This window comes from Stenotrophomonas sp. B2, assembly GCF_014947095.1.
In the GTDB taxonomy this organism is placed as follows: domain Bacteria; phylum Pseudomonadota; class Gammaproteobacteria; order Xanthomonadales; family Xanthomonadaceae; genus Stenotrophomonas; species Stenotrophomonas maltophilia_P.
The window spans coordinates 69,352-87,519 of the sequence record NZ_JADCQA010000008.1 but is presented as its reverse complement, the minus strand read 5'-3'; the positions used below and the strand labels follow the sequence as shown (position 1 = coordinate 87,519).

Genomic DNA, 18,168 nt, shown 5'->3' with positions numbered 1-18,168 from the left:
CCCCATGGCCACCGAAACCATCGAAACCGTCGCCCACGACGACACCCCCAACCGCGAGATCCATGAGCAGCTCGGCCGCAAGTACTCGGCCGGCTTCGTCACGGACATCGAATCGGACTCGCTGCCCCCGGGCCTGGACGAGGACACCATCCGTGCGCTGTCCGCCAAGAAGGACGAGCCGGAATGGATGACGCAGTGGCGCCTGGACGCCTACCGCCATTTCCTGACGATGCCGATGCCGAACTGGGCCAAGCTGCAGATCGCCCCGATCGACCTGCAGGCGCTCAGCTATTACTCGGCACCGAAGGGCCCGAAGTACGCCTCGCTGGATGACGTGCCCAAGGAACTGCTCGATACCTACGACAAGCTGGGCGTGCCGCTGCACGAGCGCGCCAAGCTGGCCGGCGTGGCGGTGGACGCGGTGTTCGACTCGGTCTCGGTCGGCACCACGTTCCGCAAGGAACTGGCCGAGAAGGGCATCATCTTCTGTTCGATGTCCGAAGCCATCAAGGAACATCCGGAACTGGTGCGCCAGTACCTGGGCACCGTGGTGCCGGTCGGTGACAACTACTTCGCCGCGCTCAACTCGGCGGTGTTCTCCGATGGCAGCTTCGTGTTCATTCCCAGGGGCGTGCGCTGCCCGATGGAGCTGAGCACCTACTTCCGCATCAACGCCGGCCACACCGGCCAGTTCGAGCGCACCCTGATCGTGTGCGAGGACAAGGCCTACGTGTCCTACCTGGAAGGCTGCACCGCGCCGATGCGCGACGAGAACCAGCTGCACGCCGCGGTGGTCGAGCTGGTGGCGCTGGAAGATGCGGAGATCAAGTACTCCACGGTGCAGAACTGGTATCCGGGCGACGAGAACGGCGTCGGTGGCATCTACAACTTCGTCACCAAGCGCGCCGAGTGCCGCGGTGCACGCAGCAAGGTTACCTGGACCCAGGTCGAGACCGGCTCGGCGATCACCTGGAAGTATCCGTCCTGCGTGCTGCTGGGCGATGACTCGGTCGGCGAATTCCACTCCGTCGCGCTGACCCACCATCGCCAGCAGGCCGACACCGGCACCAAGATGATCCACGTCGGCAAGCGCACCAAGAGCAAGATCGTCAGCAAGGGCATCAGCGCCGGTCGTGGCCAGAACACCTACCGCGGCCTGGTCAAGGTCGACCGCAATGCCGAGGGCGCACGCAACTACACCCAGTGCGATTCGCTGCTGATCGGCAAGCAGTGCGGCGCCCACACCTTCCCCTACATCGAGGTGAAGAACCCGGGCGCCACCGTCGAGCACGAGGCCACCACCTCCAAGATTTCCGATGACCAGCTGTTCTACTGCCGCGCCCGTGGCATCAGCCAGGAAGACGCGGTGTCGATGATCGTCGACGGCTTCTGCAAGCAGGTGTTCCGCGAACTGCCGATGGAATTCGCAGTGGAGGCCAAGAAGCTGCTGGAAGTCTCGCTGGAAGGTTCGGTGGGCTGAGCCCTGCCCTCGCAACGCATTCTTTTTATCGGCGGGCTGCGGCCCGCCTCACGGAAATTCCCACCATGCTGAAGATCGAAAACCTCCACGCCCGCATCGGCGACAAGGAAATCCTCAAGGGCCTTTCGCTGGACGTCCAGCCCGGCCAGGTGCACGCCATCATGGGCCCGAACGGCGCCGGCAAGTCCACCCTGGGCAACGTCCTGGCGGGCCGCGACGGCTATGAAGTGACCGAGGGCAGCGTCCGGTTCGACGGGGTCGATCTGCTCGACCAGGACCCGGAAGCGCGCGCCGCTGCCGGCCTGTTCCTGGCGTTCCAGTATCCGGTGGAAATCCCGGGCGTGAACAACACCTACTTCCTGCGCGCGGCACTGAACGCACAGCGCAAGGCACGCGGCGAGGACGAACTCGATTCCATGCAGTTCCTCAAGCTGGTACGGCAGAAACTGGCCGTGCTGCACCTGAAGGACGAACTGCTGCACCGTGGCGTCAACGAAGGCTTCTCCGGTGGCGAGAAGAAGCGCAACGAGATCTTCCAGCTGGCCGTGCTGGAACCGAAGCTGGCGATCCTCGACGAAACCGATTCGGGCCTGGACATCGATGCGCTGAAGAGCGTGGCCGACGGCGTCAATGCGCTGCGCGCCGCCGACCGTTCGTTCCTGGTCATCACCCACTACCAGCGCCTGCTGGACTACATCAAGCCGGACGTGGTGCACGTGCTGGCCGACGGCCGCATCGTCAAGAGCGGTGGCCCGGAACTGGCGCTGGAACTGGAAGCGCACGGTTATGACTTCCTGAAGGACCGGGTCGTGCCCGAGGCGGCGGTCTGATGAGCGCCCTGCTTGATTCCATGGCCCAGGCCTTCTGCGGCAGCGATGCGCGCCGCGAAGTGCTGGATGCGGCCCTGCGTGATGGCCTGCCGGCCGCCCGCAACGAAGCCTGGAAGTACACCTCGCTGCGCCAGCTGGAGCGCCGTGCCTTCGCCGCCGCGCCGCTGTCGCCGCCGGTGCTGGATGTGGCCGTGCTGGAAGACATCCCCGCGCCGCGCCTGGTGTTCGTCAACGGCCGCCTCAGCGACGCACTGAGCGACACCCACGGCCTGCCGGCCGGCGTGCAGCTGGAACCGCTGTCCTCGGCGCTGGCCGCCGGTGAGGATGCCGCGCGTTTCCTCGGCCGCCGCTACGAGCGCAGCGACGAAGTGTTCGCCCGCCTGAATGCCGCCCTGGCCGATGAAGGCGCGGTGCTGCGCGTGGACGACGGCGTGCAGGTCGAGGCACCGCTGCAGCTGGTGTTCGCCAGCGTCGCCGGTGACACCGATCTGGCCTGGCACCACCGCCACCTGATCGAACTGCGTGCCGGCGCCAGCCTGGGCGTGGTCGAACACCGCTTCAGCGTCGGTGACTCCGCCCACCTGGACAACACCGTGCTGCACGTCCACGTTGCGCGCGATGCCGTGCTCAAGCATGCGCGCGTGCAGGCCGGCAGTGCACGCCAGACCAGCATCCTGCGCACCGACGCGGTGCTGGCCCGTGACGCGCAATATCACCGCGTGGACCTGGAACTGGGCGCCGCGCTCAGCCGCCATGAACTGAACGTACGGCTGGAGGGCGACAACGCGCAGCTGACCGCCAATGGCGTGCTGCTCGGCAATGGCCGCCGCCACGTCGATACCCGCCTGGGCATCGACCACATCGCTCGCGATACCCGTAGCGAGCTGCTGTGGCGCGGCGTGGCCGCCAACCGCAGCCGCGTGGTGTTCCATGGTGGCATCCAGATCCGCGAAGGCGCCGACGGCACCGACGCGAACCTGTCCAACAAGAACCTGCTGCTGTCGGCCGACGCCGAGATCGACACCCAGCCGGTGCTGGTGATCGATGCCGACGAAGTGAAAGCCGCACACGGTGCGACCGTCGGCCAGCTCGATGCGAACGCGCTGTTCTACCTGCGCTCGCGTGGCCTGCCGCAGGCACAGGCGCAGGCACTGCTGAGTGCCGCGTTCTGCCATGAGCCGCTGAAGGTACTGCCGGACGCGCTGCGCGAGCAGCTGGCACGCCGCCTGGACAAGGCCCTGGCCGAGGCGGGTGTGGCATGAATCTCTCCACCCCGCGCCCGATCGAAGAACGCGCCAGCGCCCCTGACTGGGATCGCGTGCGTCTCGACTTCCCGCTGCTGATGCGTGAAGTGCATGGCAAGCCGCTGGTCTATTTCGACAACGCCAACACCGGCCAGAAACCGGTGCAGGTGATCGGCGCGGTGGATGAGTTCTATCGCCGCTACAACGCCAACGTCAGCCGCGCGGTGCATGCCCTGGGCAGTGAAGCCACCGATGCCTACGAAGGTGCGCGCAACAAACTGGCGCGCTTCCTCAACGTGCGCCCCAGCGATCTGGTGCTGTGCAGCGGCACCACCTTCGCCATCAACCTGGTGGCATACTCGTGGGCGCTGCCGCGATTGAAGTCCGGTGATGTAATCCTGGTCTCGCGCATGGAGCACCACGCCAACATCGTGCCGTGGCAGCTGGTCGCGCAGCGTACCGGCGCCACCCTCCGCGTGGCCGAGATCACCCCGGATGGCGCGCTCGACCTTGATGCGCTGCGTGCGGCCATGACCCCCGAGGTCAAGCTGCTGGCGGTCACCCACGTGTCCAATGTGCTCGGCACGGTCAACCCGGTGCGCGAGATCTGCCGTGAGGCGCGCAAGCGCGGCATCATCACCGTGGTGGACGGTTCGCAGGCCGCGCCACACCGCAAGGTCGACGTCGCCGCGATCGGCTGCGACTTCTATGCCATCACCGGCCACAAGATGTGCGGACCGACCGGCACCGGCGCCCTGTGGGCACGCCGCGAGCATCTGGACGCGATGCCGCCGTTCCTCGGCGGTGGCGAGATGATCAAGGAAGTCAGCTTCGAGGGCACCGTGTTCAACGATGCCCCGCACAAGTTCGAGGCTGGCACCCCGAACATCGCCGGCTTCATCGGCCTGGGCGTGGCCGCCGACTACCTGCAGGACATCGGCCAGGAGCACGTGGAGGCGCGGGAAGCCGAGCTGCTCGCTCACTTCACCGAAGAGCTGCGCCGCGTCGAGGGCCTGCGCATCATCGGTGAAGCGCCGGAGAAGGCGGCCGTGGTCTCGTTCCTGATCGACGGCGCGCATGCACACGACCTGGCCACCCTGCTCGACCTGGAAGGCGTGGCCGTGCGTTCCGGCCAGCACTGCGCACATCCGTTGCTGCAGTACTTCGGTGTCGCAGCCACCTGCCGTGCCTCGCTGGCGTTCTACAACACGCACGCCGAGATCGAGCGATTCATGACCGCGCTGACCAAGGTACGTAAGTTGCTCGGCTGAGGATTCGCCGGAGCCAGGGAAATACGGGAACGCCGCAGGGGACTGCGGCGTTTTTTTATGCGCGTGGGACGCAAGCCAGCAGAGGTGAAACTGGGAAATGCAGAGTGATGCCAGGAACGGGCAATTTCATCGTAATGCCGAACCATTCCACCATCAGCGGCCTTGAGGCACCGCCTTCTACATGCCAACAAGCATGGATACCCCGGAAGCAATCAAGAAGACGTACATCATCACGACGCCCCTCAACACCCACCGTTCACCCTGATGGAGCGCCTGCCCTTTGGAAGTGAGGGCAAGCACTGCGATACCACGCAAGCATCCAAGCCACCAATCAACTTTCATGATTCCGGCTGCAGCAAGTACTTCTGGTCGTTCGCGCTCGATTTTCAGCAACATCCTGTGAGCCGCAAATGCGTTTATCCACATGGCACCTAGAATGATGGAAGCCCAAACGGGGTAACTCTCAACAAGGCTTTTCATCGCCCCTCACGTTGGCACTGCACTGTAAAAATTCTCCAGACACACTCCACCGCTCACATCAATCCGCAACTTCCGCTGTACGGCAAACCCTCCACCCACATCCGCCTCAACCTTGACATAGAGATTGTTTGTAAAATACAAATCTCCATAGCAAACCACACGGGCATTATTCTCGTAGTACGTTACAACAAGCGAGGAATCAGCAGCGATCTCCGGTTTTGCAGCCCTGCTTTCACCGACAGGAATTGCCCCCAGGTCAACCACACCACCGCCGACCTCCAAGCTGATGTCATGAATCACGTCCCTTTCAACATTCTTTACAACAATCACAGGATCCGACAACCAATCACAACCTTGCAGCCCAGTGAAATGACCACAGCTGCCAGGCATGAGCGGATTCGACACAGTGATGTACAGCCGTCGGTAGCAACATGACCCCAACCGTGCTGCAGCAGCAGTTGGAGTGAATCAGCGAGCTGCCGAAGGCCAAGCAGAAGATGGTGAGCGAGGTTCCGGACTCGCTGTCGGCGCATGCTGGGCGATAATCCACCCGATCTCCGCAATGAGGACAAGGCCCGCAATGTGTGGCCTGGTATTCCATAGGCTGTCAAGGGCCAATCTTGGATCACTTTCCGACTTTCGATTTATGGAGCATCTCTCGACGGATAGTCAAACACCAATGCAAATTCTCCCTCAGAATCGCTTTGAGGCAACTCAAACCTGAACTTCTTCAATGTTTCTCTAGCAGCAACATCGATCGCCCTATTTCTAGAGCTCTTGTCAATGCTGACATTGATCGGCTCCCCACGCTTATCAATCTGGAATCGAATTCTGACACAGGCGGCTTCGTATTCAGACCCCACTGGATCTCTCGGCACCCTAAATGACTCCCTGTGCAAAACGAGCGCTTCAGTCTTCTGAACCACTTGTGCCCAGCCACCGGATCTGCAATCGCATCCCACGCCAGTCGCAACAAGCATTAGGAAAGCCGTGGTAATAGGAAACATCTTACTGCCCTCCAAGCAATGGCTCTGGCACGGAAATTCCAGAGTAATGCGTTCTTAGCGGCAATCCCAAATGCCGCCTGTATGGATTCTCTAAAAATCGCACCGCATTGAACTCATCGGCATTGGCATCAGAGGTCGCTGGGCTATAGCCGAAGACCGCTCCAGCTATTGGCGTATGACCAATCTCATGTGCAAGAAGCACATCTAATCCAGCACCAGAGAACTCTCTTCCAAATCTATTGGACGCCAAAAATTGGCGCCACTCAAGACTATAAGTAACGATATTAGTACCCGCATACCCACCCGAGAATACTGGAGGGTATCCGGAGCTTGGGAGGATTTGCTCCATGTCAATCTTCTGACCACTCAGCACCGCATGCCTGCCAATCGCCCCTCCCACAGATGACCCCAGGAACTTGCTCAAAGCAGAACGAGTTTCCTTTGGGAATTCGGACGGAGTTGCTTGCCCACCCAATGACGACACAGACGAATGTGTAAAGACCTTATCAACATTTCTCGCGTCCAAGCTTCTTGCAGATGAAGCCTTTGTTGTGAACTCACCTGTGCTCGCACATGTCCCATCACCATTTTTGATCCTCGATCCCGTGCATCGACCATCTGGATCATAGAAGCGATACGGATTGCTATTTGCGTACCGATAGCGGTTGAACATCGCAGCGGGGCTCTTGTAAACCGTGACCGGATCCACACTAAGAAATAGCCCAATCTGCGGATCGTAGTAGCGCTGCTGCATATAGCTCAGCCCCGTACCTGAGTCTGTCACATGCCCCGTATACCCCGGCCCATCCTTCAACGGCCGATTGACCACCGCCCCGTACGGCTCATACACCGTACGCTCGATGATATTTCCGCTGGCATCGGTGATCGCCACTGGTGAACCGAGCGCATCTGTGTGGATGTACTCGACTACTTCCTGAGCTGCCGCTGGCGCTGCGCCGACCACCAGTGCACCCGACACGAGCGCCACGCGGATCAACATCGCAGAGAATCCGTTCATGTCTTACTCCCAAAGTACGCCGCGGGTGACCGGGAAGCTTGCCGACCAATCTGAACAACCGCCGGCATTGCACGCCCGCACCCGGTAGCTGCTGGCGCAGTACGTACCATTCCTTGACTGCACATAGGTCTTTGGACCTGCATACAGAGTCTTGCCGCCGGACGCCGGCTCCAGCTGGTACTCCGTCGCGCCGGCCGAGGCGACCCAACCCACCGTGCATTGGATCTGATAAGGCGCCGTCTTGCTGCTCAACCATTGAGCCTCAAAGAGATAGGTTGCCCCCGGTGGCAGCACCACGGACACCGTCGCCACTCCGGAGTTCAGGCTGCACCCTGCGAAGTTGCAGGCACGTACGCGATATGCGTAGCTGCCATTTCCACGGCTTGCACCAAAGCTGTTTCCGACGCCGTTATGCACCACCGTCCAGCCACCTCCGTTGGCGCTTTCCTCCAGCACGAAGCTCTCGCTGTTGGGCGGTATCGACCAGCTCAGGCTGTACTGCGGCACGTTCACCAGGCCCGGAGCACTGATTACCGGCTCGATCGTCGGTGCCCCGATCACCGCAACCGTCGCGGTGGCCGACCATGGCCCGCAGCCCGCGCCGTTACAGGCAGCAACCCGATAGCCATAGCTGCCCACGCCGCGCGCAGCGGTGGCATAGGAGCTGGCGTTGCCGTCGAACAGTGTGACCCATCCCCCACCATTGCTGCTTTCCTGCAGGGTGTAGCGTGTGGCACCGGCCACTCCATTCCAGCCAATGCCGATACTGCCTGGTGCAGATCGCGCCGGCGCGGAGACGCTTGGCGCAGCGGCAGGCGGATACACCACTGCCACCGACGCCGTGGCGCTGTATCCGGTGCATCCCACCGGATTACATGCGCGGATCCGGTAGCTGTAACTTCCTGCGGCCTTACCACTGAATGCCTTGGACTGACCGGCTGCGTTATGAACCTGACCCCATGCACCTCCGTTGGCGCTTTCCTGCAACTCATAGCGCTCGGCGCCAGACGCTGCGGACCACCCCACGTTGTAAGTGCCATTGAAGGCTGTGGCGGGCACCGTCAGTGCGGGCACCGTGGACGGTGCCAGCGCCACAGCCACTGACGCGACGTTACTCCATCCGCCGCACACCGCGCGGCAGCCGCGCACCCGGAACTGATAGGTGCCGGTAACCAGGCCAGTGCTGGTGAACGACTGCGCCGCGCCATCGAAGACCGTACTCCAAGTGCCGGTCAGCGCACGCTGCAGTTCATAGCGGTTGGCCCCACCTGCCGGACTCCAGGTCAGGTTCACGCTGCCCTGGGTGATGTAGCCCGGCGCACTCAGTGCCGGAACGCTGGGCGCCGCCTCGCCATGCACCTGTGCCAGCAGGCTGCCGGACAGATAGAGATAGTCCGTCTGCTTGCCCGTGCGCTCGTTGCGCTGGAAACGCAGCACGCCGCCATTGTCGTAGAAGGAATAGATCGCCCCCTTGCCGCTCGCGCTGGCTTTCACGCGGCGGCCATGGGCGTCGTACTCGTAGCTTTCCACCGTGCTCGCGGCACGCAGCCGGTTGCCGTAGTCGAACGAGAAAGCCTGACCGTTGCGGACAGACAGATTGCCCTGGGCGTCATAGCCCAGGCCGGTCACAGTTGCGCCCGTTGCGGTTTCGATCACATTGATCAGGCGATTGGTCGGGTCGAAGTAATGTGTGCGATCCCGGCTGCCGACTTTCGCACGACGCAGGTTGTCCAGCGCGTCATACTCATACAGTGCGTTGCCAAAGGCCGGCGCAGTGACCGTCCGCAAGCGGTCCAGGCCGTCATAGGTCATGTCGCGGTTGCCGGGTGCGCCGGGGAGGCCATCGGATATGGCCATCACGTTGCCACTGGCGTCGTAGTCGTAGCTGTCATCCAGCACCGCCGCCGCTGCCGTGGCGTCGCGACTGCGGTCCGGCAGGCCGCGGGCGTTCTGGGTCAACGTGTGCACGACCCCGTTGCCATACACGAAGCGCGCCAGCGCACCGTTGGCGAAGTAACTGGCTTCCTTCGCATAGCCGCCGACCGTCGTGGCCCGGCCCAGCGCATCCGGCGTGTAGCTGACGACACGTCCGCCCGGATAGGAATGGCTGGCCAGCGTGCCGTTGGCATCGTAGCCATAGGCCAGGCTCAGGTTGCCCAGATCCGGATGTTGCAGGGTTTCGCCACTGAGCAGACGGCGGCGGTTGTACTGGTACCGGTTGACGACCATCGGTCGGGTCGGATCATTCTGGGTACTGATCTCGGCCGGCAAGCCATCCGGCGTGTAGGACCAGCTTTGGTTTCCGCGGCCATCCGGGAAGATCAAGGTCAACAGGCGGTTGGCGGCGTCATAGCTGCGCTTCACCGCACGCCCGCTGGCCAGCGCCTCGCTGCGATTGCAGTCAGTGGTGCTCGCCAACGTCATGCCAGCCGCCGACCAGAGCACGTTGCCCGCCGCGTCGTAGTCCTGCACCGTCGCACCGGTTTCCGGCTCGATGGTCTTGCACAGCTGCTGATAGGCATCATAGACGTAGCGGCGGGTCAACGACTGGCTGCCGTTCGCATTGCGGCGGGTAATCGCCAGCGGCTTGCCCAGTGGATCGCGCTGGATCTCGGTCACCACGCTTTCCGGGTGCTGCAGCGTCACAGGCATTTCGTAGGTGGGCTGGTCGTAGGCGAGATGACGTGTGGTTGTGGATTGACCGCGCGGACTGGTCACCTTCACCGACAGGTTGCCCACGTATTCGGTACGTGTGACCAATGTGCCGAGCTCGGACGATTGACTGACCGCGATGGGACGTCCCAACGCGTCGTACTGCGTCGCGGTGCCGGTCAGGGCCGCGTTGATATCGGAGAGCTGCCGCGTGGGATATGACACAAACACGGTCTTGCCACTGGCGTCGTAGCGGGTCACCACGGCGCTGTCCAGCATGTTGTTGGCGTTCTCGGTCACCAGTACGGGGCGGAACATCGCATCCAGGTAGGTGTCCGTGCGCCGCCCGCCCTGCGTGCGTGAATGCTTCCACGCACCGGCCGGGACGCCCAGCTGCGCGCTCCCAAGCCGCTGCAGGTCCATGCTCACGCCATTCCAGTTCACGGTGTCGCCGCTCGGGAACTGCTGGCTGCGCAGACGCCCCATGCTGTCGTAGCTGAAGCTGGTGGTTGCGCCGGTCTCGTCGGTCAGCGAGGTGATCCAACCGTTGTCGTCGACGGCAACAGTGCGCAGCGCGCCATTTGGCGCCTCGGCTGTGGCCGGCATCCGCAGTTGCTGCGGAACACCGCGCTTCCACCCCGACAGATGGCTGGTATTGCCGCGGCCATCGGATACCGACGCGACGGTGCCGTCGGCCGCATAGGTCACCTGCTGTGCCAGACGACCGAATGCATAGGCGCGCAAAGGCAACGCTTTGGCCATGTCGAACTCGGTGCGGGACTGTTCAATGCCATTGAGGACGCTACGCGCGGACTGACCGTTTACCCATAGCGCGGGATTGTCGTAGTAGGCCGTGGTGCTGGTGCGACTCTGTCCGGCGGAATTTGCTTCAACGACGGTGACTTCACGTGCAAATGCATCAAAGGTCTGCACGGTCCGGCTGAACTGCACACCGTCCTGCTCCACAACAGTGGACTGGACAGGGCGGTTGTAGTGCGCCTTGAGGTCATTCGCACCGTACTTGAAGTCCTTGCCGGCTTCCTTCGGGAAGGGCGCCGCGTCCAGCTGGGCATCCGGATAGTAGTTGTTGCGGTCAACGCGCACGACCGAACTACCCGATCGCGTCGTCGTCGACAGTAGAAGACCATCGTTATAGGCGACTTCCTTGCCGAATTCGTATACGCGTACGACGCCATCCGGCAGCGTCTCGGTGGTGATCTTCGGCTCTGCCTGGCCTGCAGGGATTACCGGACCGCCCAGATCCTGTGCGTAAGCCCCGTTGAGATTGGTGTACTGATAGGTCCACTGCGCGGTGGGAATGCCAGGACCACTGATGGTCTTGGCCACCAGCGACATCGCATCACGGTAGACCGGTGTGTAGTTCCAGCCTTCTGCGATGAGATGATTGTCGCCAGAGGTCTGGCAGTCCAGAGTGACGTTCTTGCGCCCATGGCGGAATGGGCGGAACTGGAACGTTCCCAGTGCACCCGATGGATGCTGGACGGTCATGGTGATTTCGCTGGGCACGATCTTGTTCACACGCGAACAGGTCGCCGGGTATTCCATGTAGTCCCAGATGTTCTGCCCGGTGTACTCGGCGTACTTGTGCGTAACCGATAGCGGCGGCAGGCTGTAGGTCCACTGGGTTCCATCGGGCAGCGTCACCGTCCGCAGGATGTCGGCATCCGTATAGCCGTAAGTCCAGGTGCGCCCGGCGGCAGTTGCAGAGGCGATCAACCCGTTCGATTGGTACGCAAGGCTGATTTCGCGGCCATCGCTTGCGGTGATGCGCTGGAGTCGGGTACCGGACCATTCATAGCGCACCCAGTTTCCGAAACGATCAACAATCTGCGATGGATACAGGTGAACTCGCTTGCGCCCCAACTGGGCGTTGCTTTCCGGTCCGAACGGCTGCAGGGTCGCGGAGCTGTTGGGGCGAGCCACCATCCAGTCAAAATAGTATTTGGTCCCATCCGGTGCATGTCCCAGGAATCCTTCGCCGGCCTGTCCGCTTTTCAATGCGGCCAAGCAGGTGAATACCCAACCGCCTTTTGTATTCCATGGCGCGGGCTGTCCCAGCTGCGGCCGGGGTTGCCGCGCATCGCCATTGCCGCCCAGCAGTGGTTCGCCCCCACCTCCGGGCAGCGAAAGCCGCACGCCATCCCAATAAGTGTGTGGATTGAAGTTGACCTTCTGAGTGTTCCGGCGGTTCCAGACCTCCAGCGTTGGCGGGGCACCGACGGTGGTACAGCGCGCGGCCGGCATCCAGTGCCCTTGAGCTGCAGTCTCGGGGAGATCGCCATAGACACCTGACAGCGACGGAACATCCAGATCCCAGTCGCCAAGAGGACTTTCACTGCTGCCGTCGCTGGCTGATCGGCTGCGACTAAGCGCGACCGGGAGTCCGCTGTTGCCCGGCAGCGAGATATCGGTAGCCTTGAAGCTGATCGAGCCGTCATAGAGATTGACCTGCTCGCCGAAGATCTCGCCCTTCAGCGGCTCGACGAGATCACCGTACTTCAGGCGCTTGTCGTACTCCTGCCGCCAGGTCGGGACGATCTGCGCCAAGCCCACTGAAGGAAGCCCGATCGCGGCCAGCAGCAGAAGAAGCGTCGAAAGGCCGGCCGGGCCAGACTGGCGCGGGCGGAGCGTGGCACGAGACCGCATGGGAGCCTCCTTGGATCGTCCGTTCCTTGAATGCGTGCACGTACGCGACAGTCGCAACGCTGGCCGTGCCACGCTTTATTTATGAACATGAAATGAAGGCGGCGTCAAGGCTCCGTTCACGACAGTACTTCCATCGGCGGTCGAATGCCCGGCTCGCATCGCCAATGCAGAAGGGCGTGCGGCCTGACCCACGCCCCACCTAGAATGGCGCCATGAGCACCCTGACCTTCCGCGCCGCCACGTCGGCCGATATCCCTGCCCTGATCTCGCTGGTGACCTCCGCCTACCGGGGTGACGCCAGCCGGGTCGGCTGGACCACCGAAGCCGACCTGCTGGACGGCGCCCGCATCGATGCCGAAGGCATCCAGACCGACCTCGACCGGCCCCGCTCGACCATCCTGCTGGCGGAGCGCGAGGGCCGCCTCGTGGCCTGCGCCCACGTCGCCGATGTCGACGGCAAGGGCTACTTCGGCATGTTCTCGGTCGATCCGGCCCAGCAGGGTGGCGGCGTCGGCAAGCAGCTGATGGATGCGGCCGAAGCCCACGCCGCGCGCGAATGGGGCGTGCCGGTGATGCAGATGACCGTGATCGACGTGCGCGACGAACTGATCGCCTTCTACGAGCGCCGCGGCTACCGCCGCACCGGCATCAAGAAGCCGTTTCCCTACGGCGACGAGCGCTTCGGCATTCCCAAGCGCGACGATCTGCGCTTCGAGATCCTGGAAAAGCCGCTTGTGGGAGCCACCGCATGAGCGATGCGTGGACCTTCGTCTGCGCCGGCAGCGACCTGCTGCCGGGTGAAATGAAGAGCGTGTTCGACGAGGTTACCGGTACGCCGATCGTGGTGTTCAACCTCGACGGCGAGCTGTATGCCCTGGAAGACCAGTGCACGCACGAGGAATTCGAGTTGTCCTCCGGCGAGTTCAACACCACCGAAGGCAGCGTCGAGTGCGTGCTGCACGGTGCCCGCTTCGACGTGCGTGATGGCCGTGCCCTGTGTGCCCCCGCGTACAGCCCGGTCCCCAAGTTCCCGGTCAAGCGCGAGCACGACGCCATCTGGACCCGCGACGACCGAGACTGACCGGGACGACACCCGCCCCCGGGAAGGCCCCTGCAGGCGCGCACAGGGCCGCGAGGAGCCAGACACGGGCCTCCCGCAACACCGAAGATGCGAATCATTATCGTTGCTGTTACTCTACGTAACATCTTCGTAATGCCCACCGCCGCGCCATGGCCTCGCCCGCGCCCATCGCTACGCTCTGCCAGCTTGCCCGCAAGGGCGGGCCGCTGTTGGCTGCGCTGTTGCTGGCACTGCTGCTGGGATGGTCGGCGCTGCATGAAGGGACGCGCAGCTCGCAGGTCACCACGCCGACGCTGCAGGCGCAGGACAGCCTGCCCGCAGCGCCTTTCGGCACGCCTCTCCTGGAACAGGCCATGCCGCGGGCGGAAGCCGAGCCCGATGACAGTCGGAGCATCAAGTCCCCCCTGCTGCGGCGGTTGTGTGGCCCGCTTCCGGTGCCGCCACTGGTGCCGGCAGCCGCGCCGTCGCCCTACCCGGCCCCGGCGCTGCCGTCGCGCTACCAGCATCCCCCCGGCCAGGCGCCTCCGTCCCTGCTGAGCTGACGCTTCCCCCGGCCGCGCCCGGGCGTCCGGCGCTGCCCGGACCTCCACCTCCGATCCCGCTTCAAGTCCGCTTCCGATCCTGCCTGCCGCGCCGTCATCCGGCACCGGCGGATCGTTCCTGTCCCGCTACCCACCCAGACCCATGAACCCGATCAAGAGCCGCAAGCACGCCTCCCCACTCCGCAACCTGCCGCTGGCGACCGCCAGTCTGGCCGCCGGCCTCGGCCTGGCCACGCTGCCCGCGCTGGCCCACGCCGAAGCGACCGACAATGCCCGCACGCTGGACAAGATCGACGTGCACGCCACGCGTGGCTACAAGGCCGACAAGGTCGCCTCGCCGAAGTTCACCCAGCGGCTGCAGGACACCCCGCAGACCATCCAGGTCATCACCAGCGACCTGTTCAACCAGCAGGGCGCCACCACCCTGACCGAAGCGCTGCGCAACAGCCCGGGCGTGGGCACCTTCTATGCCGGCGAGAACGGCAACACCACCACCGGCGATGCGCTGTTCATGCGCGGCTTCGACACCTCCAACAGCCTGTTCGTCGATGGCGTGCGCGACCTCGGCTCGATCTCGCGCGACGTGTTCAACATCGAACAGGTGGAAGTGACCAAGGGGCCAGCAGGGACCGACAATGGTCGCTCGGCGCCGACCGGCGCCATCAACCTGGTGAGCAAGCAGGCCACCCTGCAGGACGCCACTTCGGCCAGCGTTTCGCTGGGCAGTGACCAGCAGCGCCGGACGACCGGTGACTGGAACCAGTCGCTGAGCGCGACCAGCGCGCTGCGCGTCAACGCGATGTGGCAGGACAGCGACCAGCCCGGCCGCGATCACGTGCAGAACAAGCGCTGGGGCCTGGCCCCGTCGCTGGCGTTCGGCCTGGGCACGGCGACCCGCTACTACCTCAACCTGCTGTACGTGAAGCAGGACAACGTGCCCGACGGCGGCGTGCCGACCCTGGGGCTGCCGGGCTGGACGCCGCAGCCGACACTCGAAGCCCTGGCCGGGCATCCGGTGGATCCGGAGAACTTCTACGGTACCCGCGCCGACCACGACGACGTGACCGCGAAGATGGCCACGTTCCGCTTCGAACATGATTTCAACGACAGCGTGCGCCTGACCAATACCGCGCGTTGGGGCCGCACCGAGCAGGACTACCTGCTCACCGCCTTCATGGGTACCGGCGCGCTCGGCGCCAATGGTCGTCCGACCGGCAACATCGGCTACACCAACCCCGCCGACCGTTCGACCTACACGATCGCGCGCAGCCTGCCGACCTTCAAGGAGCAGCGCAACACCATCCTGACCGACCAGTTGAACCTCCGGGCCGACTTCAGCACCGGCGCCATCGGCCATGCCCTGAGCGCAGGCCTGGAGTTCACCCGCGAAGAACTGGACAGCTACGGCCAGGCGGCCACCGGCGGCACCAGCTGGCCTGCCGCGAACCTGTACGACCCGGACTGGAACGTGACCGGGCTGACCTGGGCGCATAACGGCGCCGATGCCCACGGCAAGACCACCACGTCCTCGGCGTATCTGTTCGACACGCTGGCATTCGGCGACAGCTTCCTGCTGACTGCCGGCGTGCGTGCCGACCACTACAAGACCGAGTACGCCAGCGCCTCGGTCTGCGGCGGCCGGAGTGGCCCCGCCTGCGGCGGCAATCCGGCCGGCACCGTGCTGCGCAACCCCACGCTGGAGGCCTCCGACACTCTGTTGAACTGGAAGCTGGGCGCGCTGTACAAGGTGGGCGACACGGTCAGCGTGTATGCCAACTACGCGATCTCGCAGCAGCCCCCGGGCGGTGCCAACTTCCAGCTGAGCAGCTCGGCCAGCAGCGCCGACAACCCCAAGCTGGACCCGCAGAAGGCCAAGACCTTCGAGGTCGGCAGCAAGTGGGCATTCCTGGAGGATGCACTGGCCTTCAACCTGGCGTTGTTCCAGACCGACGTCGACAACGAGATCAATACCACCGTGCTCGACGAGGCCGGCAACCCGACCCAGACCGGCAGCAAGCGCGTGAAGGGCGTGGAGCTGTCCGCCGTGGGCCGCCTGACCGACAACTGGTCGGTGTCGGCCGGCTTCAGCCACCTCGACACCGAAGTGAAGGAAGGCGCCAAGGTCGCTGCCGACGGCACCACCAACCTGACGTACACGCCGGACGATACGTTCACCGGCTGGACCAGCTACACGCTGGCCCACGGCATCACCGTCGGGGGTGGCGTGCGCTACGCCGCCGGCATGCATCGTGGCACCGACGGTGCTGTCGGCACGCCGTCATTCACCAAGTCCTATGTGGTGTACGACGCCGTGGTGTCGTGGGCGGTCAACGAGAACATCTCGCTGCGCTTGAACGGCTACAACCTGTTCGACAAGGCCTACGTGGCCAGCATCAACAAGAGCGGCTACCGTTACACCCCGGGTGCCCCGCGCACCTTCCTGCTCAGCGCGGACATCCGCTTCTGATGTCCTGGCGCGGGGGAGCCCGGCTCCCCCGCGCAACGACGAGGCAACACCATGCTGCTGCACATTCCCAACGTGCTCACCGCTGATGAAGTGGCACAGGTCCGCCAGCAACTGGACACCGCCGACTGGACCGATGGCCGCGAGACCGTGGGTGCCCAGGGTGCGCAGGTGAAGCACAACGAACAGCTGCCGGACGCGTCACCAGTGAAAGCCGAGCTGGGTGCCGGCGTGCTCGCCGCACTGCGGCGCAGCCCGCTGTTCTTCGCTGCGGCACTGCCGTTGAAGATCCTCCCCCCACGCTTCAACCGCTACCGCGGCGGCGGCACCTACGGCTTCCACGTCGATGGCGCAGTGATGAACCTGGGCAACGGCGAGCAGCTGCGCTCGGACATCTCCTGCACCCTGTTCCTGTCGGCGCCGGACGAGTACGACGGCGGCGAGCTGATCATCAGCGACACCTACGGCGAGCACGAGGTGAAGCTGCCAGCCGGCGACCTGATCGTCTATCCCTCCAGCAGTCTGCACCAGGTCAATCCTGTTACCCGGGGCGCGCGCGTGGCGTCGTTCTTCTGGGTGCAGAGCATGATCCGCGACGATGTACAGCGTCGCCTGCTGTGGGAAATGGACACGTCCATCGAGCGCCTGCGACAGACCGGAGGCGACGCTGATGCGGTGCTGCAGCTGACCGGCGTGTATCACAACCTGCTGCGACGCTGGAGCGAGGTCTGAGCCACTCCAGGCCGCGCCCTACATTTTAGCAATCATTCTCATTTGCATACGCTAACAGCTCTCATTACAATCACGCCCCGTTGATGCTGGCCGTTGCCGGCAAACCATCTGGGGACCCCCGCTTGCTGCGCCCGCTCCGCCCTCGCCCACTCATCCATCGCAAGATGGGCACCGCCATGCGCGGCCAGCGTCCCGCGCTGGCCAGCCTGCTGGCATGGGTGGCGATGCTGGCGTTGCTGCTGGGCACCCTGCCGCTGCTGCCGCACCCGGCCACAGCGATGACCTTGCAGATGCCGCTGGAAGAACGTGGCGGCGAAGGCCCGTTGCAGGAAGAAGCCCCGGCCAAGCTGCGCCGCTGTGCCTCCGCCCCGGTAAAAGCGGCCGAGAAGGCGCCGCCGCTGCTGCTGGCCAGCCAGTGGCTGCGTACCGAACTTGAACTCGTACCCGCCACGCCGGCCATGTCCGGTGTGCGCCCGGACTGGCCACTGGCCGCTCCGGACACGCCTTGGGCCGACGCGCCCGGGCGTCGCCAGCAACGCGGTCAGGCGCCGCCGCTCGCCTGATCCACGGCCCGACGTGACCGCCTGCGCGGTCGCGTCCACACGCCGCTGACTGCTTCTTCCCTGCCGCCCCTGACCGGGCTTTCCCTGCCTGCCGTGTGCGCTCCGCACCCGGCATCGCGCTGCCTTACATCCTTCGA

Annotated in this window: 14 protein-coding genes; 10 read left to right on the top strand and 4 right to left on the bottom strand. The window is 64.1% G+C overall.

The genetic code is table 11. From position 1 onward, the window contains the following. Positions 1-4 precede the first annotated feature (4 nt). The 4 genes from sufB to IMX13_RS11295 all read left to right on the top strand — a co-directional run bounded on the left by sufB (position 5) and on the right by IMX13_RS11295 (position 4,825). On the top strand, positions 5-1,480 hold the full coding sequence (gene sufB / locus IMX13_RS11310; protein WP_065182413.1) for a Fe-S cluster assembly protein SufB: 1,476 nt from the start codon (positions 5-7) through the stop codon (positions 1,478-1,480). A 65-nt stretch (positions 1,481-1,545) separates the two neighbouring features. Continuing rightward, on the top strand, positions 1,546-2,310 hold the full coding sequence (gene sufC, locus IMX13_RS11305) for a Fe-S cluster assembly ATPase SufC (protein ID WP_053516654.1): 765 nt from the start codon (positions 1,546-1,548) through the stop codon (positions 2,308-2,310). Further along, entirely contained in the window at positions 2,310-3,572 is a 1,263-nt protein-coding gene (gene sufD / locus IMX13_RS11300) for a Fe-S cluster assembly protein SufD (protein WP_065182414.1), read from the top strand. Before sufC ends, sufD begins: the two co-directional genes overlap by 1 nt. Further along, complete coding sequence (locus IMX13_RS11295; protein WP_193396386.1) at positions 3,569-4,825, top strand: cysteine desulfurase; 1,257 nt, start codon at positions 3,569-3,571, stop codon at positions 4,823-4,825. The genes sufD and IMX13_RS11295 overlap by 4 nt, the downstream gene beginning before the upstream one ends. 177 nt (positions 4,826-5,002) lie before the next feature. Here IMX13_RS11295 and IMX13_RS11290 read toward each other — a convergent pair whose 3' ends face one another. The 4 genes from IMX13_RS11290 to IMX13_RS11270 form a co-directional block, all read right to left on the bottom strand. After that, on the bottom strand, positions 5,003-5,305 hold the full coding sequence (locus IMX13_RS11290) for a hypothetical protein (RefSeq protein WP_193396385.1): 303 nt from the start codon (positions 5,303-5,305) through the stop codon (positions 5,003-5,005). 6 nt (positions 5,306-5,311) lie between these two features. Then, entirely contained in the window at positions 5,312-5,695 is a 384-nt protein-coding gene (locus IMX13_RS11285; protein WP_193396384.1) for a hypothetical protein, read from the bottom strand. A 618-nt stretch (positions 5,696-6,313) separates the two neighbouring features. Then, a complete protein-coding gene (locus tag IMX13_RS11275) occupies positions 6,314-7,330 on the bottom strand; it encodes an RHS repeat-associated core domain-containing protein (RefSeq protein ID WP_193396382.1) in 1,017 nt (338 codons plus the stop codon). Between the two features lie 3 nt (positions 7,331-7,333). Beyond that, entirely contained in the window at positions 7,334-12,706 is a 5,373-nt protein-coding gene (locus IMX13_RS11270; protein ID WP_227255409.1) for an RHS repeat domain-containing protein, read from the bottom strand. A gap of 155 nt (positions 12,707-12,861) precedes the next feature. Here IMX13_RS11270 and IMX13_RS11265 point away from each other — a divergent pair, with 155 nt between their 5' ends. The 6 genes from IMX13_RS11265 to IMX13_RS11240 all read left to right on the top strand — a co-directional run bounded on the left by IMX13_RS11265 (position 12,862) and on the right by IMX13_RS11240 (position 18,031). Beyond that, positions 12,862-13,401 (top strand): GNAT family N-acetyltransferase, encoded by a 540-nt coding sequence (locus IMX13_RS11265; protein ID WP_074900552.1) that lies wholly within the window; start codon positions 12,862-12,864, stop codon positions 13,399-13,401. Next, a complete protein-coding gene (locus IMX13_RS11260) occupies positions 13,398-13,730 on the top strand; it encodes a non-heme iron oxygenase ferredoxin subunit (protein WP_053516647.1) in 333 nt (110 codons plus the stop codon). Before IMX13_RS11265 ends, IMX13_RS11260 begins: the two co-directional genes overlap by 4 nt. Before the next feature lie 149 nt (positions 13,731-13,879). Beyond that, entirely contained in the window at positions 13,880-14,272 is a 393-nt protein-coding gene (locus IMX13_RS11255; RefSeq protein ID WP_193396430.1) for a hypothetical protein, read from the top strand. Between the two features lie 142 nt (positions 14,273-14,414). Continuing rightward, on the top strand, positions 14,415-16,739 hold the full coding sequence (locus IMX13_RS11250) for a catecholate siderophore receptor Fiu (RefSeq protein ID WP_193396381.1): 2,325 nt from the start codon (positions 14,415-14,417) through the stop codon (positions 16,737-16,739). Positions 16,740-16,790: 51 nt separating this feature from the next. After that, positions 16,791-17,468, top strand: coding sequence for a Fe2+-dependent dioxygenase (locus tag IMX13_RS11245; RefSeq protein WP_193396380.1), 678 nt, complete (start codon positions 16,791-16,793; stop codon positions 17,466-17,468). Positions 17,469-17,632: 164 nt separating this feature from the next. After that, on the top strand, positions 17,633-18,031 hold the full coding sequence (locus IMX13_RS11240) for a hypothetical protein (RefSeq protein WP_193396379.1): 399 nt from the start codon (positions 17,633-17,635) through the stop codon (positions 18,029-18,031). Positions 18,032-18,168: the final 137 nt, after the last annotated feature.